General features: G+C 46.4%; 18 protein-coding genes and 1 tRNA gene. 15 read left to right on the forward strand and 4 right to left on the reverse strand.

Annotation, left to right across the window (positions count from 1 at the left end):
- The first annotated feature begins 28 nt into the window (after positions 1-28).
- On the forward strand, positions 29-1,465 hold the full coding sequence (gene pyk, locus AB5026_RS02960) for a pyruvate kinase (RefSeq protein ID WP_021653035.1): 1,437 nt from the start codon (positions 29-31) through the stop codon (positions 1,463-1,465).
- Between the two features lie 52 nt (positions 1,466-1,517).
- The gene (locus tag AB5026_RS02965; protein ID WP_059085911.1) at positions 1,518-2,807 is read left to right on the forward strand and encodes a diaminopimelate decarboxylase; all 1,290 of its coding nucleotides are present in this window, start codon (positions 1,518-1,520) and stop codon (positions 2,805-2,807) included.
- 126 nt (positions 2,808-2,933) lie between these two features.
- Here the strand turns inward: AB5026_RS02965 and AB5026_RS02970 are convergent, their stop codons facing one another.
- Together AB5026_RS02970 and AB5026_RS02975 are read right to left on the reverse strand one after the other, a co-directional pair.
- A complete protein-coding gene (locus AB5026_RS02970) occupies positions 2,934-4,310 on the reverse strand; it encodes an MATE family efflux transporter (protein WP_173741171.1) in 1,377 nt (458 codons plus the stop codon).
- A 77-nt stretch (positions 4,311-4,387) separates the two neighbouring features.
- Positions 4,388-4,469, reverse strand: a tRNA-Leu gene (locus tag AB5026_RS02975).
- A gap of 221 nt (positions 4,470-4,690) precedes the next feature.
- Here AB5026_RS02975 and ftsH point away from each other — a divergent pair.
- Positions 4,691-6,556, forward strand: coding sequence for an ATP-dependent zinc metalloprotease FtsH (ftsH, locus tag AB5026_RS02980; protein ID WP_015525255.1), 1,866 nt, complete (start codon positions 4,691-4,693; stop codon positions 6,554-6,556).
- Between the two features lie 267 nt (positions 6,557-6,823).
- Here the strand turns inward: ftsH and AB5026_RS02985 are convergent, their stop codons facing one another.
- The gene (locus AB5026_RS02985; RefSeq protein ID WP_368212721.1) at positions 6,824-7,693 is read right to left on the reverse strand and encodes a DegV family protein; all 870 of its coding nucleotides are present in this window, start codon (positions 7,691-7,693) and stop codon (positions 6,824-6,826) included.
- Positions 7,694-7,887: 194 nt separating this feature from the next.
- Between AB5026_RS02985 and AB5026_RS02990 the strand changes: the two genes are divergently transcribed.
- The 10 genes from AB5026_RS02990 (at position 7,888) to AB5026_RS03035 (ending at position 18,643) form a co-directional block, all read left to right on the forward strand.
- Entirely contained in the window at positions 7,888-8,271 is a 384-nt protein-coding gene (locus AB5026_RS02990) for an anti-sigma factor (RefSeq protein ID WP_022427101.1), read from the forward strand.
- Positions 8,272-8,273: 2 nt separating this feature from the next.
- Positions 8,274-10,913, forward strand: a complete 2,640-nt coding sequence (gene polA, locus AB5026_RS02995) for a DNA polymerase I (protein WP_368212723.1) — start codon at positions 8,274-8,276, stop codon at positions 10,911-10,913.
- Positions 10,914-11,513, forward strand: a complete 600-nt coding sequence (coaE, locus tag AB5026_RS03000; protein ID WP_015525251.1) for a dephospho-CoA kinase — start codon at positions 10,914-10,916, stop codon at positions 11,511-11,513.
- The gene (locus AB5026_RS03005) at positions 11,500-12,297 is read left to right on the forward strand and encodes an MBL fold metallo-hydrolase (protein ID WP_015525250.1); all 798 of its coding nucleotides are present in this window, start codon (positions 11,500-11,502) and stop codon (positions 12,295-12,297) included. Before coaE ends, AB5026_RS03005 begins: the two co-directional genes overlap by 14 nt.
- 13 nt (positions 12,298-12,310) lie before the next feature.
- Positions 12,311-12,583, forward strand: a complete 273-nt coding sequence (locus AB5026_RS03010; RefSeq protein ID WP_015525249.1) for an ACT domain-containing protein — start codon at positions 12,311-12,313, stop codon at positions 12,581-12,583.
- Between the two features lie 70 nt (positions 12,584-12,653).
- Complete coding sequence (locus AB5026_RS03015) at positions 12,654-14,018, forward strand: PFL family protein (RefSeq protein ID WP_015525248.1); 1,365 nt, start codon at positions 12,654-12,656, stop codon at positions 14,016-14,018.
- A 441-nt stretch (positions 14,019-14,459) separates the two neighbouring features.
- Positions 14,460-15,488 carry an ABC transporter substrate-binding protein gene (locus AB5026_RS03020; RefSeq protein ID WP_021652537.1) on the forward strand — a complete coding sequence of 343 codons (1,029 nt, stop codon included), beginning with the start codon at positions 14,460-14,462 and terminating at the stop codon, positions 15,486-15,488.
- 57 nt (positions 15,489-15,545) lie between these two features.
- The gene (locus AB5026_RS03025) at positions 15,546-16,472 is read left to right on the forward strand and encodes an ABC transporter permease (RefSeq protein ID WP_279030718.1); all 927 of its coding nucleotides are present in this window, start codon (positions 15,546-15,548) and stop codon (positions 16,470-16,472) included.
- Positions 16,473-16,475: 3 nt separating this feature from the next.
- Positions 16,476-17,264: an ABC transporter ATP-binding protein gene (locus AB5026_RS03030; RefSeq protein WP_287070951.1), complete on the forward strand. Its 789-nt coding sequence runs from the start codon at positions 16,476-16,478 to the stop codon at positions 17,262-17,264.
- Positions 17,265-17,482: 218 nt separating this feature from the next.
- Positions 17,483-18,643 carry a pyridoxal phosphate-dependent aminotransferase gene (locus AB5026_RS03035; protein ID WP_302415578.1) on the forward strand — a complete coding sequence of 387 codons (1,161 nt, stop codon included), beginning with the start codon at positions 17,483-17,485 and terminating at the stop codon, positions 18,641-18,643.
- Between the two features lie 75 nt (positions 18,644-18,718).
- Here AB5026_RS03035 and AB5026_RS03040 read toward each other — a convergent pair whose 3' ends face one another.
- Complete coding sequence (locus tag AB5026_RS03040; protein ID WP_215638343.1) at positions 18,719-19,993, reverse strand: nucleotidyltransferase family protein; 1,275 nt, start codon at positions 19,991-19,993, stop codon at positions 18,719-18,721.
- A 399-nt stretch (positions 19,994-20,392) separates the two neighbouring features.
- Here AB5026_RS03040 and pta point away from each other — a divergent pair, with 399 nt between their 5' ends.
- Both pta and AB5026_RS03050 read left to right on the forward strand, forming a co-directional pair.
- Positions 20,393-21,400 (forward strand): phosphate acetyltransferase, encoded by a 1,008-nt coding sequence (gene pta, locus AB5026_RS03045; protein WP_015525244.1) that lies wholly within the window; start codon positions 20,393-20,395, stop codon positions 21,398-21,400.
- Between the two features lie 27 nt (positions 21,401-21,427).
- The gene (locus AB5026_RS03050; protein ID WP_118369303.1) at positions 21,428-22,618 is read left to right on the forward strand and encodes an acetate/propionate family kinase; all 1,191 of its coding nucleotides are present in this window, start codon (positions 21,428-21,430) and stop codon (positions 22,616-22,618) included.
- Positions 22,619-22,657: the final 39 nt, after the last annotated feature.

A 22,657-nucleotide genomic window follows, 5' to 3' on the forward strand; every position in this document is an offset into this window, starting at 1 on the left:
AACGTAAAAAGAAGGAGAATAATTGATTATGAAAAAAACTAAGATCATTTGTACACTTGGACCTGCCAGTAATAACAGGGAAACTCTGAAGGCTCTTATGGAGAATGGAATGGATATTGCCAGATTCAACTTTTCTCACGGAGACCACGAGGAGCAGAAGGGCCGTGTGGATATGATCAAGGAGCTTCGTGAGGAGCTTGATATGCCTATTGCCATGCTTCTTGACACAAAGGGACCGGAGATCCGTACCAGACTTTTAAAGGACGGACAGAAGGTTAAGCTGGAAGCGGGAAAACAGTTTGTACTTGGAATTGGCGATTTTGAAGGCGACAGCACAAAGGTTGCTATCACATATGAGACACTTTATAAGGATGTAAAACCGGGAAACAGGATCCTCATTGATGATGGTCTGATCGAGTTGGAGGTTAAGGCGATCAAGGGAACCGATATTGTCTGTGATATCTTAAACGGTGGTGAGCTGGGAGAGAAGAAGGGGGTAAATGTTCCCTATGTAAAAGTAAATCTTCCGGGAATCACAGAGCAGGATAAGAAGGATATTATCTTTGGTATCGAGCAGAAATTTGATTTCATCGCGGCATCTTTTGTTCGTTCCGCAGAGGTGATCCGTGAGATCCGTAAGCTTCTGAATGATAATGGTGGAAAGGATATCGGTATTATCGCGAAGATCGAGAATGCAGAGGGTGTTGAGAATATTGATTCCATCATTGAAGCATCTGACGGTATCATGGTTGCCAGAGGAGATCTTGGTGTGGAGATTCCTGCAAGCCAGGTACCTCACATCCAGAAGGAGATCATCCGTAAGTGTAACGAACATTATACACCGGTTATTACAGCAACACAGATGCTTGATTCCATGATCCGTAATCCGCGTCCTACACGTGCAGAGGTAGCTGATGTTGCCAATGCGATCTACGACGGAACCGATGCGATCATGCTTTCCGGAGAGACAGCAGCTGGTAAATATCCGGTTGATGCTCTTAAGATGATGGCAGATATCGCAGAGATGACAGAGCCGCATCTGGATTATAAAGTGTTTATTGAACATCGTTCCATGGACGGAAGAGAGAAGATCTCCAGTGCAGTGGCACTTGCAACGGTGCGTACTGCAAAGAACCTGAAGGCGAACGCTATCGTAACACCGACAATGAGTGGAAATACAGCCAGACTGATCTCCAATTTCCGCCCGAAGGTTCCAATCTATGCGATCACACCAAACTCAACCATCCAGCATAAACTTCAGCTGATCTGGGGTGTAACACCTCTGAAAGGATATCAGAGAGATACCACGGACCATATCATGTCTCAGGCTATGAATGTTGTCCGTAGCCGTCATCTGATACATAAAGGAGACCTTGTTGTATTTACAGCAGGAGACCCTGCGACCAACATGACAAACGGTCGTGGTGCAGTGACAAATATGATGCACGTGATCGAGGCAGAATAAGACTGAGTTTTCTTCGGGAACAGCAGTCGGAAAAACAGGAGATGCAGTTATTATGAAAAAAGAACCATTTGTGACACTTGAGAAACTCAACGAAATTACTGAAAAGTTTCCGACACCCTTCCATCTCTATGATGAGAAGGGAATCCGTGAGAATGCAAAAGCCCTGAAAGAGGCCTTTGCATGGAACAAAGGATTCAAGGAATTTTTTGCGGTAAAGGCAACACCGAATCCATATCTGATCAATATTCTGCAGGAGTATGGCTGTGGCTGCGACTGCTCCTCAGAAACAGAGCTTATGATGGCCAAGGCAGTAGGCTGCAAAAAGGGCGATATCATGTTTTCTTCCAATGACACACCGGAGAAAGAGTTCAGATATGCAGATGAGATCGGTGGGATCATCAACCTTGATGACATCACACATATTGAGAGCGTAGAGAAAGCTCTCGGAAAAATCCCGGAAGTGATCAGCTGCCGTTACAATCCAGGTGGAGTATTTAAGATCAGTAACGGTATCATGGATAATCCCGGAGATGCAAAATACGGAATGACTACCGAGCAGATCTTTGACGCATTCCGTATCCTGAAATCCAAAGGTGCCAAAGAGTTCGGAATCCATGCATTCCTTGCAAGCAACACAGTGACCAATGATTATTATCCAATGCTTGCAAAGGTTATGTTTGAGCTTGCCGTGAAGCTTCAGAAGGAGACAGGTGCACACATTAAATTCATCAACCTTTCCGGTGGTATCGGAATTCCTTATAAACCGGATCAGGAGCCAAATGATATCCGTGTGATCGGTGAGGGTGTCCGCAAGGTTTATGAAGAAGTACTTGTTCCGGAAGGAATGGGTGATGTTGCGATCTATACAGAGCTTGGCCGTTTCATGATGGGACCGTATGGCTGCCTTGTCACAAAAGCAATCCATGAGAAGCATACACATAAAGAGTATATCGGCGTAGATGCCTGTGCAGTAAATCTGATGCGTCCGGCTATGTATGGTGCTTATCATCACATTACGGTTATGGGTAAGGAGAACGAGCCGTGCGATCATAAATATGATGTGACAGGTTCCCTCTGTGAGAATAATGATAAATTTGCCATTGACCGTATGCTTCCGAAAATCGACAAGGGAGATCTTCTTGTGATCCATGATACAGGTGCTCATGGTTTTGCAATGGGTTATAACTACAATGGTAAACTGAAATCTGCAGAGATCCTTCTTCATGAGGACGGCAGCTTTGAGATGATCCGTCGTGCCGAGACACCGAGAGATTATTTTGCAACCTTTGACTGCTTCCCTGTTTTTGAGAAACTTCTTCAGGATGAAGACGAACTGAAATAAAATAGCGGAAATATATAAAAACAGCCCTCTATGCATCTTGGTAATGATGCATAGAGGGCTGTTTTATGTTTAAGTATCTGGTAGGCATAAGATCGCGAGCAGGGCGGAAGGTGGTCAAATGCAGGGTTACAGCTTCCAGCTGTCGGAGATTTCTGCCAGGGCTTTTCTAAACTCAAAGAAAAACAGGATGGCAGTAAATGTAACGGCCAAGATATCCGCAACCGGCTCGGCCATATAAACTGCATTTGTCCGGTCAGCACGGAAAATATTGGGCAGGATATAGATCAGCGGGATGACCAGAATAAATTTCCGGACAATAGCCACAATGATGGAATCTTTGGCTCTGCCAAGGGAGATAAAGGTCATCTGGCAGGCAATCTGGATACCAAAGATAAACACAACTGCCATATAGATCCGGAGCGCTGTTTTTGTGAAAGCAAGTAATGTACTGTCCGAAGTAAACATTCCGGCAAAGATCTGCGGGAAGATCATAATGATCAGCCACAGGATCACGGAATAAGAAACACTTGTTTTTATAAGAAGCTTAAATGTAGAACGTACACGTTTTTCGTTACGTGCACCATAGTTGTAGCTGATGATAGGCTGTGCACCCTGACCAAGTCCCTGAAGAGGAAGCATGGCAAACTGCATGACGCTGGTAAGGATAGTCATGGCTCCTACTGCAACATCCCCGCCGTATTTTAAGAGTGAGGAGTTGTAGCAGACAGAGATAACGCTTTCACTGAGCTGCATGACAAAGAGAGAAGAGCCAAGAGCCATACAGGGCAGAATGATATCGGCTTTCAGTTTCATGGTGCTTTTCCGAAGCTTCAGGAAGGTCTTTTTTCCAAAGAGGAAGGAGAGGACCCAGATGCAGGAAAATGCCTGGGAGATCACTGTTGCCAGAGCAGCGCCCCGGACACCCATGTGGAATCCGAAAATAAAAACCGGATCCAGAATAATGTTGGAGATTGCACCGATCAATACGGAGAGCATTCCGGTTTTTGCGAATCCCTGGGCTGTGATGAAATTATTCATGCCAAGAGTCAGCTGTACAAAGATAGTTCCTACTGCATAGATATTCATGTAACCCACCGCATAGTCGATGGTGTTTGCACTGGCGCCGAATGCAAGGAGAAGGCTGCGGTTTCCGAGAAACAGGATAACAGTCAGGATCAGGGAGATGATGATCTGCATGGTGAAGCAGTTTCCGAGAGTCTGTTCGGCTTTCGACGTGTCATTTTTACCCATAAAGATGCTGGCTCTGGGAGCGCCTCCGTTTCCGACAAGAGCAGCGAAGGCAGATACGACCATAATAAGCGGCATACAGACACCTACACCGGTAAGGGCAAGAGCACCCTCTCCGGGAATATGACCAATATAGATACGATCGACGATATTGTAGAGCATATTGATGAGCTGTGCGGCAACGGTAGGAAGTGCAAGCTGCAGAAGCAGCTTTCCGACAGACTCGGTTCCTAAAAAGCTTTTGTCTTTTTCCATTTTTTTATTCCTTTCGTGTTTTTTGGTAGTATATAATAAAGACCTGACAGATTTCTCCGTCAGGTCTTTTATGCGAATGCCGCTGGCCGGACTCGAACCGGCACGGATCGCTCCGCTTGATTTTGAGTCAAGTGCGTCTGCCAATTCCGCCACAGCGGCATAACCATTTATTATAATAGCACAGTATCAGGTGGCTTGCAAGGATTTTTTCAGAATAAAGGTATTATTTGGAAATATTTTTAATTCTAAAAAGTTTATGAAATCGGATGAGGCATCCTTGAAATTGACTGAAAAAAGTGGTAGAGTGTACTACAAGGCTGTACCACCTGATATAGCACTGTGGATATAGCAATATACTATAAGATAACGGAGGAGACTGCATGAATCTGAATTCAAAAAAACCAGAGAAGCGGCCGCTGTATGTATATTACATTATTGCGGTCGTAATTATTGTTCTGCTGAATGTTTTTGCTCTTCCTGCTCTTTCTGAGAGAAGTGTAAAAGAGACCGATTACACCACCTTCCTGAAAGCTGTAGACAGAGGAAAAGTATATGAAGCAACTATTAATTCTGATTATATCTATTATACGATGAAGGTAGATGGAAATGATGTCTATTGTAAGACGGTATCTGTAGAGGATCAGGATCTTGTATCCCATCTTTACGATGCGGGCGTAAGTATAGAGGGTACTGCACCTCAGAGACAGTCCCTGCTTTTATCTCTGATCCTGGGATATGTACTCCCGATCGCAATTTTTATTCTCCTGGGACGCTGGCTCAGCAAGAAGATGATGAGTTCCATGGGAAACGGAGGACCGGGAGGAATGATGTCCTTTGGCAAAAGCAATGCCAAGGTTTATGTGAAATCCTCTACGGGAATCAAATTTTCAGATGTTGCCGGTGAGGATGAAGCCAAGGAGCTTTTGACGGAAATTGTAGATTTCCTTCATAATCCGGAGAAATACAGAGAAATCGGTGCTTCCATGCCGAAGGGTGCCCTTCTTGTAGGCCCTCCCGGAACCGGTAAAACTCTTCTTGCCAAGGCAGTTGCCGGTGAGGCGGAGGTTCCGTTTTTCTCAATTTCCGGTTCGGAATTTGTGGAGATGTTTGTGGGTATGGGTGCTGCCAAGGTCCGTGATCTTTTTAAACAGGCCAATGAGAAGGCACCATGTATCGTATTTATTGATGAGATCGATACGATCGGCAAGAAACGTGACGGCTCCGGAATGGGCGGCGGAAACGATGAGCGTGAGCAGACACTGAACCAGCTTTTGACAGAGATGGACGGTTTTGACGGTTCCAAGGGTGTTGTGATCCTGGCAGCTACCAACCGACCGGATTCCCTTGACCCTGCACTTCTTCGTCCGGGACGTTTTGACAGAAGGATCCCGGTTGAGCTTCCGGATCTTCAGGGGCGTGAGGAAATCCTGAAGGTTCATGCCAAGAAGATCAAAATTGCGGATACAGTCCGGTTTGATGAAATTGCCAAGGCGGCAGTCGGTGCCTCCGGTGCGGAGCTTGCCAATATTGTCAACGAGGCAGCTCTCCGTGCAGTCCGCGACGGACGGAAATTTGCCACACAGGCGGATTTTGAAGAAAGCATCGAAGTTGTTATTGCCGGATATCAGAAAAAGAACCGTGTACTTTCCAATAAGGAAAAGCTGATCGTTTCCTATCATGAGGTTGGTCATGCACTGGTTGCTGCCAAGCAGACAGATTCTGCACCGGTCCATAAGATCACGATCATTCCACGTACCTCCGGTGCACTGGGATATACCATGCAGGTAGATGAGCAGGAACATTTCCTGATGACTAAGGAAGAACTGGAGAATAAGATCGCTACATTTACAGGCGGCCGTGCAGCGGAAGAGCTGATCTTCCATTCCATTACTACCGGTGCCTCCAATGATATTGAGCAGGCGACTAAGATTGCCAGAGCGATGATCAGCAGGTATGGTATGAGTGATGATTTTGACATGGTTGCCATGGAAAATGTAAGCAATCAGTATCTTGGCGGAGATGCAAGTCTAACCTGTTCCTTTGAGACGCAGACGCTTTTGGATAAGAAGGTTGTGGAGCTTGTAAGACGGGAGCATGAAAAGGCTACGAAGATCCTTACAGATAATATCGGAAAGCTCCATGAGATTGCCAAGTATCTGTATGAGCATGAGACGATCACCGGTGAGGAGTTTATGAAGATCTTGAATGAAGCGCCGGTGGAGATTGAGAATACACAGGAAAATTAAATATGTTGGCGGGAGGGACGCCGAAGGGAATACTTCTGTAAGGTCTTCGGCTTCCGTTGGGCGTTAGTTCTAAGGCCCTGAAAATCTGCTAAAACCATTAAAAAAAGTTCGGAACTCGCGGCTTGTTGCCGCTCAGACAGCCGAACTTTTTTTTATAACGCAGATTTCCAGAACCTAAGGACTAGCAGCCCTCCTCCAGAGACAGAGCCATACAGAAGTATTCCCTCCGGCTGTGCTCTGGCCATGTGGATTGCTTCTGACTAGTCTTTACCATATTTCCGGGTGTACCTTGGAACAGGTGAGTGCCAGACTTCCGGGGCCGATGTGGCAGGAGACGCTCAGGGAGAGAGGGAAGATGTTGACTTCACCGATATTCGGGAAGGTGGTGAGGACTTCTTTTCGGAATTCTTCGGCTGCTTCCAGGTTGTGGGAGTGGATGACATCCAGGTTGATCTTTTCTCCAAAGCGGTCTGCAATGTCATCTTTGATGGCTTTAGTCATAGTGTTTTTTGCCTGGGTCATGGTGCGGGCCTTGGAGAAGGCGTCCAGCTTTTCGCCCTGGATCTGCAGAACCGGTTTCAGACGGAGCATGGTTCCGATGGCTGCAGCTGCAGGAGTGATGCGGCCGCCCTGTTTCAGGTACTTCAGAGTAGCTACAGTGATATAGATGCTGGAGTCGAAGCGGGTTTCTTCCAGCCAGGTTCCAATCTCATCGGCAGAGAGACCGTTTTTAGCCTGCTGGATAGCCTCGATGGCAGAGTAACGTAAGGTCCCGGAGATCCTCTGGTTGTTTACGACACGTACATGGCCATCATAGTCTTCTGCAAGCATGCGGGCAGTCTGCATGGAGCTGGAGAGACCGCTGGACATGGGGATATGTACGATCTCGTCGTAGTCTTTGAGCAGCTTGTCCCAGAGGGTAGTGACGGATTCCGGTGTAGGCTGAGATGTGGAAACTCTGCAGCCTGGATTTTGTTCAAGATGCTGAAAGAACTCTGATTGGTTCATGTCAATGTCTTCCAGATATTCCTTATCATCTATAAAAAACGGCATTGGAAGCATGTAGATGCCAAGGTCTTTTACCTGAGTGGGAGACATGCCGCAGTTACTGTCTGTAACGATTGCTATAGATTTCATAATGGTGATCCTCCTTGCCTGGATTTTCATATTTGGTCAGTTTTTCTGTTTTCTGACCGCGACATCTCAAGTATACCACAGGAAACCGCCCTTGTCATTCAACGTTTAATTCGCTATAATGATATAACATTCTGGGAAATATTTCCCCAGTCTGGGGCAAATTGTGAAGCGGGATCTCAGAAGAGGCTTATCATATGGGAGAATCCGCTGCTTTGAAAGAGAGGGAAAATATGAACTGTCGTATTGCAGAGGGAATGGTTAATAAATATATCGATCATACGTTGCCGTTGAATGATCTGGAGGATTTTCTGGAGCATATTGAGAAGTGTTCCTCCTGCTACGATGAGCTTGCCACATATTTCATTGTACATAAGGCCATGCAGCAGCTGGATGAGAAACAGGAAGATACTGTTCTGGATTTTAAGGAGCTTCTGGAAGAGGATATTCGAAAATCCAGAAGGTATATCCGAAAAAAGAAATTTCACAGAGCAATCGCTGCAGTGGCAGTCTGCGTTCTGATCGCGGCACTGGTGGTCTTTCTTGTTTTTGTGATCCTGGAACTGAAGGAGGGAATTTGATTTTGAGTGAAAAAATATTACTGATCGATGGTCACAGCATCCTGAACCGTGCGTTTTATGGTCTGCCGGATCTTACCAATGCAGAAGGACGTCATACAGGAGCGGTATATGGATTTCTGAATATTATGTTCAGGATCATGGAGGAAGAGAAGCCGGAGTATCTTACCGTTGCATTTGATCTGAGTGCACCTACGTTCCGGCATAAGAGATATGAAGCCTATAAAGGTACCCGAAAACCCATGCCGGAGGAACTTCGGGAACAGGTTCCGCTGATCAAGGAGATGCTTTCTGCCATGGGAATCAACATCATGTCCCTGGAAGGCTATGAAGCAGATGATCTTCTTGGTACGGTCGCCAGAAGAAGTGAAGCAAAGGGTATGGATGTTACCATTCTTTCCGGAGACCGTGATCTTCTTCAGCTTGCCACAGATAAGGTGCTGATCCGGCTTCCGAAGACTGTCCGGGGAAAGACAACCATTGAAAACTACCATACAGCGGAAGTTCTTGAGAAATATCAGGTAACGCCGCCGCAGATCATAGAACTGAAAGCGCTGATGGGCGACAGCTCCGATAATATTCCGGGAATCCCGGGCGTTGGAGAGAAAACCGCGACCAAGATGGTCGTGCAGTTCGGTTCCATTGAGAATGCTCATGAGCATCTGGAAGAGGTAAAGCCTAATAAGGCGAAAGAATCTCTTCGTGAGCATTATGATCTGGCACAGCTTTCCAAAGAGCTTGCAACCATCAACACAGATAGTCCGCTGGAATTTTCCTACGAAAAAGCGAAAGTGGAAAATCCCTATACTCCGGAGGCATATGAATTGTGTAAACGCCTGGAATTTAAGAACATGCTGAACCGTTTTGATCCGGCTACGACAGCAGATTCCTCCATGGAACTGGAATTTTTTACCTGTAATGATCTTTCCGGTGTGGAGGCACTGTTTGAAAAAGCAGCGCAGAAAGATCAGGTGGGTATTTCTGTTCTTGCAGATCCGGATCAGGTGTATACCGTGGGATTGGTCCTGGATGAAAAAGAAATCTATCAGATTCCGGTGGGAGGACTTCTCACAGGGGATTACCTTTGCGGAAAACTGAAAACTCTGGCGGACAGTACGGTGCTCTGTGCTATGGATATTAAATCAGTTCTCAAACATGTTTCCCTTGATGATCCGAAGAAGGTTTTTGATGCGGGGGTTGCTGCATATCTTCTGAACCCGCTGAAATCTTCCTATTCCCATGATGACATTGCCAGAGAATATCTGGATGGTATGATGCTCCCCTCAAAGGAAGACCTTCTTGGAAAGACTTCTCTGAAAAAGGCATGGGAAGAGGAACTGGAATGCCTTGGAAATTATGCCTGCTATCAGGCGTTTGTGCCCTGCATGGCCCGAAAGGTTCTTCTTGAAAAACTGGATGAAACAGGCATGCGTAAGGTTTATGATGAGATCGAGCTTCCTCTTGTCTTTACCCTGGATTCCATGGAAAAATGGGGGATTTCCGTTAAGGGTGAAGAGCTTAAGAGCTATGGTGAAAAACTTAAAGTCCGTATCCAGGAGCTGGAAAAAACCATCTGGCAGGAAGCAGGGGAGGAGTTTAATATCAATTCCCCGAAACAGCTGGGTGTGATCCTTTTTGAAAAGCTGGGACTTCCAGGTGGAAAGAAGACCAAGACCGGCTATTCCACAGCGGCGGATATCCTGGATAAGCTGGCACCGGATCATGCCATCGTAAAAGATATCCTGGAGTACCGCCAGCTGACCAAGCTGAAATCCACTTATGCAGATGGTCTCGGAAATGTGATCGGAGAAGATGGAAGGATCCACTCTACTTTTAATCAGACGATCACAGCAACCGGTCGTATCAGCAGTACAGATCCGAATCTTCAGAACATACCGGTCCGCATGGAGCTGGGCAGGCTGATCCGTAAGGTTTTTGTGCCGGAGGAGGGATTTGTATTTCTGGATGCTGATTATTCCCAGATCGAGCTTCGTGTGCTGGCACATATGTCCGGTGATGAAAAACTGATCCAGGCTTATCGTGAGGCGGAGGATATCCACCGGCTCACCGCATCCCAGGTGTTTCATGTGCCGCTGGATGAAGTGACATCTCTTCAGCGAAGAAATGCCAAGGCGGTAAATTTCGGAATCGTTTATGGGATCAGTTCCTTTGGACTGAGCCAGGATCTGAGTATTACCAGAAAAGAGGCAGCTGCCTATATTGAGAAATATTTCGAGACCTATCCGAAGATCAAGGGCTTTCTGGACGGTCTGGTAAAGGATGGCAAGGAACACGGTTATGTGACAACTATGTTCGGCAGACGAAGGCCCGTGCCGGAGCTGAGATCCAGTAATTTCATGCAGCGCTCCTTCGGAGAACGTGTAGCCATGAACTCTCCGATCCAGGGTACTGCAGCAGATATCATCAAAATAGCCATGAACCATGTTTATGAACGAATGAAAAAAGAGGGACTGCGTTCAAGACTGGTGCTGCAGGTTCACGATGAGCTTCTGATCGAGACAAAGAAAGAAGAGATCGAGGAAGTTTCCCGTATTCTGGAAGAAGAGATGAAGGGAGCTGCAGACCTTGCAGTGGAACTTGACGTAGATATGCACCAGGGTGACAGCTGGTATGAGGCGAAATAAATGAGAGTGATCGGAGTAACCGGCGGAGTAGGGGCCGGAAAAAGTACAGTACTTGGAATCCTGGAAGAAGATTTCCAGGCATATGTGATCCAGGCAGACCAGCTTGGTCACATTCTGATGGAACCGGGGGAAGAATGTTACGATGCGGTGATCGCATTGTTTGGAAAAGAAATCATAAAAAAAGATAAAACTATTGACCGGAGACGGATTTCTGATGTAGTATTCACAGATAAGGATATGCTTTTGAAATTAAACGGGATCATCCATCCGGCTGTAAAGCAGAGAATCCTGGATCTTCTTGGAGAACAGAAGGAAGCCGGAAGAGAGATCTGTGTTGTGGAAGCTGCTCTTTTTCTGGAAGAGAATTATCAGGAATTCTGTGATGAAGTCTGGTATGTGTATACAGAGGAGGAAATCCGGATCCGTCGTCTGATGGAAAGCCGTGGCTATTCCAGAGAGAAATCTCTTGGCATTATCCGAAACCAGGTATCTGACCAGGTTTTCAGAGAACATACGGATTATGTGATCGAGAACAATGGAGATCTGAAGGGTACCCGGAGACAGATCAGAGAAGGGATAGAGAGAAATGAGACTTTGTAGTATTGCCAGCGGAAGCAGCGGCAACTGTATTTATGTGGGATCTGAGGAGGCACATGTTCTGGTAGATGTGGGGATCAGCGGGAAGAGTATCGAAAAGGGCCTGAATTCCCTGGATCTTACCGGGAAAGATGTGGACGGTATCCTGATCACACATGAACATTCCGACCATATCAAGGGACTGGGAGTGATCTCCAGAAAATACGGAATTCCCATCTATACCACAGGTGGAACAGCAGATGCCATGCTTCGTATGAAATCCCTTGGAAAAATGCCGGAGGGACTGATCCACGAGATCCGGGAGGATGAGCCTTTTGGGATCAAGGACCTGACGGTAAATCCTTTTACCATTCCCCATGATGCTGCACAGCCGGTGGGTTACCGCCTGGAATGTGGAGAGCATTCTGTGGGCATTGCCACAGACCTTGGAAAATATAATGATTACATTGTAAAAAATCTGGAGAATCTGGATGCAGTGCTTTTGGAAGCAAATCATGACATCCGCATGCTTCAGGTTGGAAAATACCCTTATTATCTCAAGCAGAGGATTCTGGGAGACCGTGGGCATCTCTCCAATGAGAATGCAGGACGTCTGCTCTGTCGGATCCTCCATGATAATCTGAAGGCGGTTTTTCTCGGCCATTTAAGCAGAGAAAACAACTATGAAGAACTTGCCTACGAGACTGTGTGCTCGGAGGTGACACTTGGTGACAACCCGTACCGTTCCAGGGATTTTAAGATCCAGGTAGCGAAGAGGGATCACATATCAGAAATAATCACAGTGTAGAAAGGAAAAAACGATGAAGAAGACAATTATCACAGTAGTAGGAAATGACACAGTAGGAATTATTGCAAAGGTTTGTACATATCTTGCAGAGAATCAGGTTAATATTCTGGATATTTCTCAGACCATCGTTCAGGGTTACTTCAACATGATGATGATCGCAGACACAGCAAAATGTGAAAAGGATGGCGGTGAACTTGCAAAAGAGCTTGAAAATCTGGGCAAGGAGATCGGTGTTGTGATCCACTGCCAGCATGAAGATATTTTTAACATGATGCATCGAGTATGATCAAGCAGCGAATGCGGATTGCCAATGCATATGATATCTACTTTACATCAATCATCAGGGAGAAAATAAAATGATCAATATTTTTGAGGTAAACGAGACAAATAAAATGATCGAGCAGGAGAATCTGGATGTGCGTACCATCACCATGGGGATCAGCCTTCTGGACTGTATCGATCCTGACCTGGATGCACTGAATCAGAAAATATACGAAAAGATCACCACAAAGGCCAGAAATCTGGTAGCTACCGGTGATGAGATCGCAACCGAGTACGGTATCCCGGTTGTGAATAAACGAATTTCCGTAACACCCATTGCTCTGGTTGGCGGGGCTGCATGTAAGAAACCGGAGGATTTTGTGACCATCGCAAGAACGTTGGATAAATGTGCCAAGGAAGTTGGCGTTAACTTTATCGGCGGATATTCTGCACTGGTAAGCAAAGGAATGACTCCGGCAGAGGAGCTTCTTATCCGCTCCATTCCTCAGGCAATGGCAGAAACAGAGCGCGTCTGCAGTTCTGTAAACGTTGGTTCCACCAAGACCGGTATCAACATGGATGCCGTAAAGCTGATGGGCGAGATCATCCTCGCAACAGCAGAGGCTACTAAGGACCAGGATTCTCTTGGATGTGCCAAGCTGGTAGTATTCTGTAACGCACCGGATGATAACCCGTTTATGGCAGGCGCGTTCCATGGTGTCACAGAGGCGGACTGCATCATCAACGTAGGTGTCAGTGGCCCTGGCGTTGTAAAGAAAGCTCTGGAGCAGGTTCGTGGCGAGGACTTCGGAACTCTCTGCGAGATGATCAAACGTACCGCATTCAAAGTTACACGAGTTGGACAGCTGGTTGCACGTGAGGCATCCAAGCGTCTTGACGTGCCGTTTGGTATTGTGGATCTTTCTCTTGCACCGACACCGGCTATCGGTGATTCCGTAGCTGAGATCCTGGAAGAGATCGGCCTTGAGAGAGCCGGTGCACCTGGAACAACTGCAGCGCTTGCACTTCTCAACGACCAGGTGAAGAAAGGCGGCGTTATGGCAGCAGCTGCTGTGGGCGGATTAAGTGGTGCCTTTATTCCTGTCAGCGAGGATCAGGGAATGATCGATGCGGTAAACGAGGGAGCTCTTACTCTGGAGAAGCTGGAAGCCATGACCTGTGTATGCTCTGTTGGTCTGGACATGATCGCAGTTCCGGGAGATACCAAGGCGACTACACTGGCAGGTATCATCGCAGATGAGTCTGCCATCGGTATGGTAAATCAGAAGACAACTGCAGTACGTCTCATCCCGGTTATCGGTAAGGGTGTGGGCGAAACGGTTGAGTTCGGAGGTCTTCTTGGCTATGCTCCGATCATGCCTGTAAATTCCTTCTCCTGTGATGCATTTGTACAGAGAGGTGGAAGGATCCCGGCACCGATCCACAGCTTTAAGAATTAATTTTATTTTTGGACTTGACAGACTCACGTTGATGTGCTAAAGTAAACACAACTTAAAAAACAAACCAGTGAGAAAGAGAAGTAAACATTTCAGGAAGCTTCACAGAGAGCGGTGATGGTGGAAATCCGCAGGGGACCAGATGTTGAATGGACTTTCGAGGGCGGCCCGAACTATTTATCTGTACAGTAGGCGCCGACGGGAACCGAACCCGTTACCAATGAGGAGTGTATGTTAGTACACCGGAAAGTGGACGATTCGTCAATTTGAGTGGTACCGCGATAATAAAGAACTTTTATTACCGTCTCAAGCATGATATAAGCTTGGGACGGTTTTTGTGTTACAGGAAAAGCGATTCTGTCGCATGAAAGTTGTTCCGGAAAAGCAGACCGCAAGGTGTACAAAAGGTAATCATAAGCGGAAATAAGAAGGGAGAACAAAACCATGAAAAAAAGAATGTTAGTGATCGCAGCAGCAGTAGCAGCAACAACTATGATGATGACAAGCCCGGTTATGGCGGAAGATTTTAAAGTGGGCATCTGCAATTATGTAGATGATGCTTCCCTGAACCAGATCGTAGACAACATCCAGTCCCGTCTGGAGGAGCTTGGCAAAGAAAAGGGTGTCACATTTGATGTGTCTTATGATAACTGTAATGCAGATGCCAGTGTTATGGAACAGATCATTTCAGATTTTCAGGCGGATAAGGTTGACCTGATGGTTGGTGTGGCTACACCGGTGGCAATGCGTATGCAGTCCGCTACAGAGGGAAGCGATACACCGGTTGTTTTCTCCGCAGTATCTGATCCGGTTGGCTCCGGCCTTGTAGATTCTCTGGATGCTCCTGGTGCAAATATCACAGGAACCAGCGATTACCTGGATACTTCTTCTATCATGAAGCTGATCCAGGCACAGAATCCGGATGTAAAGAAGATCGGTCTTCTCTATGATGTAGGACAGGATTCCTCCACAACAGCGATCCAGGAAGCAAAAGATTATCTGGATAAAGAGGGAATCGAATATGTAGAGCGTACCGGAACCACTACCGATGAAGTCCAGCTCGCAGCAGATGCACTGATCGCTGACGGTGTGGATGCCGTATTTACACCTACGGACAACACCATCATGACAGCAGAGCTTTCTATTTATGAAAAATTCATCGACGCAGGAATCCCGCACTACACAGGTGCCGACTCCTTTGCATTAAATGGTGCCTTTGTAGGATATGGTGTTGATTATGCAAATCTGGGACAGAAAACAGCCGATATGATCGCTGACATCCTGATAGATAATGCGGATCCGTCTAAGACAGCTGTTGAAACCTTTGACAATGGTACTGCAACAGTTAATACAGAAACCTGCAAGGCACTTGGACTTGATTTCGATACCGTAAAGAAGGCATTTGAGCCTCTCTGCACACAGGTAAATGAGATCACAACTGCAGAAAGCTTTGATGAAGTAGAATCAAAATAAATTAACCGCTCACTTTTGTGAGCAGTTATGAAATAAATCCAATTGGAGGAAATCACTGTGACGATTGCAACTATGCTCTCCCTCGGGGAGACTGCCCTGAAGCTTGGACTGATCTGTTCTCTGACAGTTCTTGCTTTGTTCCTTAGTTATTCCATGCTGAATGTCTGCGACCTTTCTACAGATGGCTGCTTTACCTTCGGGGCCGCTGTAGGAGCCGTAGTTGCTGTAAGCGGACATCCGTTTCTGTCCATTGCGGCAGCCATGGCAGCAGGTGTTACATCAGGATTTGTAACGGCTATCCTGCAGACGAAGCTGGGAGTAGACAGCCTGCTTGCAGGTATCATTGTAAATACTGCATTATATTCCGTAAATATCGCGGTCATGGGAGGGTCATCCCTGATCAATATGAATCGGACGACCACAGTATTTACCATGATGAAGGATGCGCTTGCAGGTACACCGTTAAAAGGCAGGGAAGATATCCTCATTGCAGCCATCGCAGTGATCCTCGTGATCGTATTTCTGGTATTCTTCCTGAAAACAAGACTTGGCCTTGCGATCCGGGCAACCGGAAATAATTCTGATATGGTAAAATCTTCCTCCATCAATCCGGTCTTTACAACGGTGATCGGCCTTTGCGTGGCAAATGCATTTACCGCACTTTCCGGATGTCTTCTGTCTCAGTCACAGAAATCCGTAGATATCAACATCGGTCAGGGTATGGTTACCATCGCACTGGCATCCTTGCTGATCGGAGGTACTCTTCTCGGACATGGAGGAATTTTTGTGAGAGCGGTGGGAATGGTGCTTGGTTCCTTTATCTTCCGCCTTGTGTATACCATCGCACTTCGGTTCAATATGCCGGCATTTATGCTGAAACTGGTATCCTCTGTGATCGTTGTTCTTGCAATTTCCGGTCCGTATCTTAAGAAACAGTGGCCGCAGATCCGAAGAAGAATGACTCATACAAAAGGAGGAAGATGATCCATGCTAAAAATCAGCCATATTTCAAAAACATTTAATCCGGGAACCGTAAACAAAAAAAAGGCGATCACAGATCTTTCCCTGGAACTGAAAAAAGGCGACTTTGCTACGATCATCGGTTCCAATGGTGCAGGAAAATCAACACTTTTTAATGCGATCTGCGGTGATTTTCTTACAGATGCCGGTTCGATCGAGCTGGATGGCAGGGATATCACATTTATGCCGCAGCATGCACGCGCAAAAGAGATCGGACGTCTTTATCAGGATCCGATGCGTGGTACTGCACCGGGAATGACGATCGAAGAGAATCTTGCACTTGCAGCCGGCAAGGGTGGGTGGCTTTCCCGCACGACCCGGCAGGAAAAAGAGCGTTTTCGTGAGGAATTAAAGAAGCTGGACATTGGGCTGGAAGAGCGGATGAGCCATCCGGTAGGTCTTCTTTCCGGTGGACAGAGACAGGCGCTGACGCTTTTGATGGCAACCATGAATCCGCCGAAATTACTTCTTCTGGACGAGCATACTGCAGCCCTTGATCCGGGAACTGCTGAGAAAGTCCTTAATCTCACCAGACGGATCGTGGAAGAAAATCAGCTGACCTGTCTGATGATCACACACAATATGCAGTCAGCAATTGATCTTGGTAACCGTATCCTGATGATGGACTCCGGCAATATCGTGCTGGATATCGGAGGGGAAGAGAAGAAGGATATGACCGTGGATGGCCTTCTTGAGAAATTTAAAACGGGAGTGGGCAAGGCTTTGGATAATGACCGTATTCTTTTGTCTGAATAAACGGAATAAATAATGAAGAACCGTTACCGATCATGTGTAAAGTGGAAAATGAATAGCCGCTTTACACAGGTGATGGTTCTTTTTTTATGAAAATTCTTGAGTATGTTACGTTACCGTGGTAAAATAAATGAAATCACTTTGTGATTTCATTTATGAGCAAGTAGCGAAGCGGATTGCGAATATCCGTTTGATTTTATTATGGAAGAGGGACGAATGATATGCAGTTTTCAAAAAGATTGGACCGATTTGGAGATGAAATTTTTGCTGCTCTGAACAACCGGCGTATGGAGCTGGAAGCACAGGGCATGAAGATCTATAACATGAGTGTGGGAACTCCGGATTTCAAGACTCCGGAATATATCAAGAAAGCTGTAGCGGAAGCAGCTATGGATGACAACAACTGGAAATACAGTCTCCGTGATCTGCCGGAGCTTCTGGATGCAGTCTGTATTTATTATAAGAAACGTTTTGATGTGGAACTGACACCGGACATGGTAATGACTGTTTATGGAAGCCAGGAAGGAATGGGGCATCTTGGCATGGCGCTTTGTGATGAGGGAGATACAGTACTTCTTCCGGATCCGTGCTATCCCGTATTTGCAGCAGGAAGTCTGATGGCAGGAGCAGTTCCTTACTATTATCCGCTGGTTGCAGAGCATGATTTTCTTCCCTATGTAAAGGGAATTCCGGAAGAAATTGCGAATAAGGCTAAATATATGGTAGTATCCCTGCCGTCCAACCCGGTAGGAAGCATTGCCACTCCGGGAATTTACGAAGAAATCGTGGAATTTGCGAAAAAATATGATATTCTGATCATTCATGATAATGCGTACAGCGATATTATTTTTGACGGGGCATTTGGAGGAAGTTTTTTGGCCACTCCGGGAGCGAAAGATATTGGCGTGGAATTTTTCAGTCTTTCCAAATCCTTCAATGTTACAGGCGCAAGACTTAGCTTTCTGGTAGGCCGGCCGGATGTGATCGCAGCGCTCCGCAAATTGAGAAGCCAGATCGACTTCGGCATGTTCCTGCCGCTTCAGAAAGCAGCTATTGCAGCACTTCAGGGACCGCTGGACAGCGTAAAAGAACAGTGTCAGAAGTACCAGGAGAGAAGAGATGCTCTCTGCCAGGGACTTCGTGATATCGGATGGGAACTTCCAAATGGAAAAGGCACCATGTTTGTCTGGGCGAAGATTCCGGGTGGCCGCACCGACAGCATGGCATTCTGTATGGAACTGATGGAAAAGGCCGGCGTCATCGTGACTCCGGGAGCAAGCTTTGGTCCCCATGGAGAGGGCTACGTACGTTTCGCCCTGGTACTTCCGCCGGAGAAGATCCGGGAAGCAGTGGAAGCGATCCGAAAAAGCGGATTAAACTGAATAACTGAAAGTTGTTCAAAATCCGATCTCAAGCCATGAAAAGATTACTTATCAGCGTTCAAGCCGCTGTGGATCTTAAATGATCCGCAGCGGTTTTTTCATCTCGTGGATGAAAGGCTGACCTGTTTTGTGGCAGAGAAGCATTTCGTAAAGATTGGAAGCCGCACAGGTTTCATTAAAAAGTCGAAGCGCAGTTTCATCGAGGATCGCAGATGCATCGGCGGCTTTGGTGATCAACGGGATCGAGGAGTTTTTCTTGATCTGGCTGAGAAGCGGAGCACTGTTTTTTTGAAAGCCAAGTACCCGGGCATAGGGAATGTGTCCGGGTGCTTTTGTTTTTTGGTCAAGAAAGATCCGGACAAGGCTGCGGCAGATAGCAGAACGGGTAATATCCCGTGTTTTCAAAAGATCCGCAAACTGGGAAAAACCTTCATATTGATTTCGGGATTTCAGGATACGCCGGATCAGTGCATCCGAAAGCTCCGGATACATTTTTAAAGTTTCTTCGGATTCCAGAAGCAGTTTGTAATGCAGAGGAAGATCCAGTGCTGAGTCAGAAAGCCATGCTCCTTTTTTGAGAGAATCCAGGAATCCGGGAAGGGAAGCAGAAGGGATCAACCGGGAAAGATCAGCAGACTGCACAGTTCCTTCGGATTTTTTCATAAGGCTCCGGATGCCGGAAGCAGAGGGAAATTCTTCGTCGGAAAGAAGAGAAAAATCCGTATCATGATAACCACTTCCCTTTCTTAAAAGTGCGTGAGGAAGGATACGGCTGTTAAGACGGAGAAGCGCTTTGCAGTATTCGATTCCCAGGATGTTATTGGGAGAAGAAAGAATGAGTTCAATATGTTCTGATGAAACGCCGAATGTGTTATGCACGGAAGTGGCTTTTTCTCGCATGTAACGGATCAAAGCACTGCTTCTTGCAGCAGGAAAACTCATTCCGGTACGAAGATTCTGCTGAAGGAGTTTGCGGTATTCAAACGGTTCCTTTACAAGAATCTGTGCAATATTCATAAGAGTCTCTGTATCTCCGCATTCACTTCCGAAACATAGCTCATCTACAACACCAAGCCCGTCAAGAAGGCTTACGCCACCTGCGGCAAATCCTTCCGCACTGGCCGTTGCTGTCTGTACCGGCATTTCCAGGATCAGATCGGCGCCTCCGAGAAGAGCCATCTCAGCCCGGAGATGTTTTTCCATAAGGGCAGGAGCCCCTCTTTGGACAAAATCCCCGCTCATGGCGATCACAATATAATCAGCACCAAGGATCTCCCGGGCATAGCGGATCTGGTATTCGTGACCTTTGTGAAATGGGTTATATTCTGCAATGATTCCAACAACTTTCATATAAAAAAGTACCTGCCATTTCTGAAAATTATAATGGTGCTATTTTAACATAAGCAATGTAAAAAGTTAAGCGGCATTCGAAATCTGTTTTGCTGCCATAAAACCGAATGTTGCTGTCCGCTCTGGGCCCGGCAACACCCTTTGTGAGATACAGAAATCACGCAAATTTATGATCATGCGCCGAAATCCTCGGGCTATCTGTGATTTTTATTCACAAAAAACACATCGCAGAACATTGTCGGTAAACAGTAACAATTGCACTTCAAAAAATACGCAGTATAGCCATTTTCTGACAATGAAACGCTTGAAAAGAAAAGGGTAAGGGGGTATAATAAACATAGTGTAGTGCCCGAACAGACACTAGCGTTTTTGTTACATCAAGAAAGGAGCCATTTAATCATGGGATTTGTTGAACTGCTTAAAAAAAGAGCAAAAGAAAGCGTAAAAACAATTGTACTGCCAGAGACAGAGGATATGAGAACTCTTGAGGCAACTGACAAGATTCTGAAAGAGGGAGTTGCAAAGATTATCCTCATCGGTAATGAGGAAGAGATCAACAAGAAAGCTGCAGAGGGCGGCTTTGATATTTCCGGTGCACAGATCGTAGATCCGGAGAAATCTGACAGAACTCAGGCATATATTGATAAATTTGTAGAGCTGAGAGCAAAGAAGGGAATGACACCTGAGAAAGCGAAAGAGATCCTTCATACTCAGTACCCATACTATGGCGTAATGATGGTTAAGATGGGGGATGCAGACGGTATGGTATCCGGTGCATGCCATTCTACAGCAGATACACTTCGTCCATGCCTTCAGATTCTGAAGACAAAACCGGGAACCAAGCTTGTATCCGCATTCTTCCTGATCGTTGTTCCGGATTGCGAGTATGGTGCAAACGGTGCATTCGTATTTGCTGATTCCGGTCTGAACCAGAACCCGACTCCGGATGAGCTTTCTGCGATCGCAGCATCTTCTGCTGAGTCCTTTAAGCTTCTTGTTCAGGAGGAGCCGATCGTAGCTATGCTTTCCCACTCCACTAAGGGAAGTGCAAAGCATCCTGACGTAGATAAAGTCGTAGAGGCTACAAGAATTGCCAAAGAGGAGCATCCGGAGCTTAAACTTGACGGAGAGTTCCAGCTTGATGCAGCTATCGTTCCAAGCGTAGGCGCATCCAAAGCACCGGGAAGCGAAGTAGCAGGTAAAGCTAATGTACTGGTATTCCCTGACCTTGATGCAGGTAACATCGGATACAAGCTTGCTCAGCGTCTTGGTAAAGCAGAAGCATACGGACCTGTTACACAGGGTATCGCAAAACCTGTAAACGACCTGTCTCGTGGATGCTCTGCAGATGATATCGTAGGTGTTGTAGCGATCACAGCAGTACAGTGCCAGGCAGAGGATAAATAATTATTAAAAGATCAGGAGAGTTAAATCATGAACGTATTAGTTATCAACTGTGGAAGTTCTTCATTAAAATATCAGTTAATCGATTCTGAGACAGAGAATGTACTTGCAAAGGGTCTCTGCGAGAGAATCGGTATTGACGGAAGACTGGTATACCAGAAAGCCGGATGTGACAAAGAGATCACAGAGGCAGCTATGCCAACACATAAAGAAGCAATCCAGATGGTACTGGATGCTCTTACAAACGATAAAACAGGTGCAATCGGAAGCCTTAAAGAGGTTAATGCGATTGGACATCGTGTCGTACACGGAGGCGAGAAATTTGCTTCTTCTGCAGTGATCACAGACGAGATGATCAAAGCAGTAGAAGAGTGCAATGACCTTGCACCGCTCCACAACCCGGCTAACCTCATTGGTATCCGTGTATGTGCAGAGCTTATGCCAGGCGTACCGCAGGTAGGCGTATTTGATACCGCTTTCCATCAGACAATGCCTGCTAAAGCATATCTCTATGGACTTCCGCTTGACTTCTACAAGAAATATAAAGTAAGAAGATACGGTTTCCACGGAACATCCCACAGCTTCGTATCCAAGAGAGCTGTTGATTTCCTTGGCCTTGACAAAGACAACTCCAAAGTTATCGTCTGCCACCTTGGAAACGGATCTTCCATCAGCGCAGTTGTAAATGGCAAATGTGTAGATACAACAATGGGTCTTACACCACTTGAAGGTGTTGTTATGGGAACTCGTTCCGGTAACATCGATCCGGCTATCATGGAGTTCATTGCTAAGAAAGAGAACCTGGACATTGAGGGCGTTATGAACGTACTCAACAAGAAATCTGGTCTTCTCGGACTTTCCGGCGGACTTTCCAGCGACTTCCGTGACCTCAACGAGGCAGCTGAAGGCGGAAACGAGGATGCAGCTAATGCCATCGACGTTCTCTGCTATGGCATCGCTAAATTCGTAGGCGGATATGTTGCAGCAATGAATGGTGTTGACGCGATCGTCTTCACAGCAGGTATCGGTGAGAATGCGATCCCGGTACGTGAGAAGGTTGTCAGCTATCTCGGATACCTTGGCGTAACACTTGACAAAGATGCTAACGGACATCGTGGCGAGGAAATCGTGATCTCCACACCGGATTCCAAGGTTAAGGTTGCAGTTATCCCGACAAACGAGGAGCTTGCAATCTGCCGTGAGACTGTAGCACTGGTATAATCAGCTGTTTCAGTACCGGTACAGAACCGTTCGGGCATG

Origin of the sequence: Blautia sp. RTP21359st1_E11_RTP21359_211015, from assembly GCF_040910705.1 — a bacterium.
GTDB lineage: Bacteria > Bacillota > Clostridia > Lachnospirales > Lachnospiraceae > Blautia_A > Blautia_A fusiformis.

Excerpts from the sequence above, each read along its gene's own strand:
- AB5026_RS02965 (WP_059085911.1), top strand. The coding sequence starts at position 1,518 with ATGAAAAAAGAACCATTTGTGACACTTGAGAAACTCAACGAAATTACT.
- AB5026_RS03050 (WP_118369303.1), top strand. The coding sequence starts at position 21,428 with ATGAACGTATTAGTTATCAACTGTGGAAGTTCTTCATTAAAATATCAG.
- ftsH (WP_015525255.1), top strand. The coding sequence starts at position 4,691 with ATGAATCTGAATTCAAAAAAACCAGAGAAGCGGCCGCTGTATGTATAT.
- AB5026_RS03015 (WP_015525248.1), top strand. The coding sequence starts at position 12,654 with ATGATCAATATTTTTGAGGTAAACGAGACAAATAAAATGATCGAGCAG.
- AB5026_RS03020 (WP_021652537.1), top strand. The coding sequence starts at position 14,460 with ATGAAAAAAAGAATGTTAGTGATCGCAGCAGCAGTAGCAGCAACAACT.
- AB5026_RS03030 (WP_287070951.1), top strand. The coding sequence starts at position 16,476 with ATGCTAAAAATCAGCCATATTTCAAAAACATTTAATCCGGGAACCGTA.
- coaE (WP_015525251.1), top strand. The coding sequence starts at position 10,914 with ATGAGAGTGATCGGAGTAACCGGCGGAGTAGGGGCCGGAAAAAGTACA.
- AB5026_RS02990 (WP_022427101.1), top strand. The coding sequence starts at position 7,888 with ATGGGAGAATCCGCTGCTTTGAAAGAGAGGGAAAATATGAACTGTCGT.
- pta (WP_015525244.1), top strand. The coding sequence starts at position 20,393 with ATGGGATTTGTTGAACTGCTTAAAAAAAGAGCAAAAGAAAGCGTAAAA.
- AB5026_RS03010 (WP_015525249.1), top strand. The coding sequence starts at position 12,311 with ATGAAGAAGACAATTATCACAGTAGTAGGAAATGACACAGTAGGAATT.
- AB5026_RS03005 (WP_015525250.1), top strand. The coding sequence starts at position 11,500 with ATGAGACTTTGTAGTATTGCCAGCGGAAGCAGCGGCAACTGTATTTAT.
- AB5026_RS02970 (WP_173741171.1), bottom strand. The coding sequence starts at position 4,310 with ATGGAAAAAGACAAAAGCTTTTTAGGAACCGAGTCTGTCGGAAAGCTG.
- AB5026_RS03040 (WP_215638343.1), bottom strand. The coding sequence starts at position 19,993 with ATGAAAGTTGTTGGAATCATTGCAGAATATAACCCATTTCACAAAGGT.
- AB5026_RS03035 (WP_302415578.1), top strand. The coding sequence starts at position 17,483 with ATGCAGTTTTCAAAAAGATTGGACCGATTTGGAGATGAAATTTTTGCT.
- pyk (WP_021653035.1), top strand. The coding sequence starts at position 29 with ATGAAAAAAACTAAGATCATTTGTACACTTGGACCTGCCAGTAATAAC.
- AB5026_RS02985 (WP_368212721.1), bottom strand. The coding sequence starts at position 7,693 with ATGAAATCTATAGCAATCGTTACAGACAGTAACTGCGGCATGTCTCCC.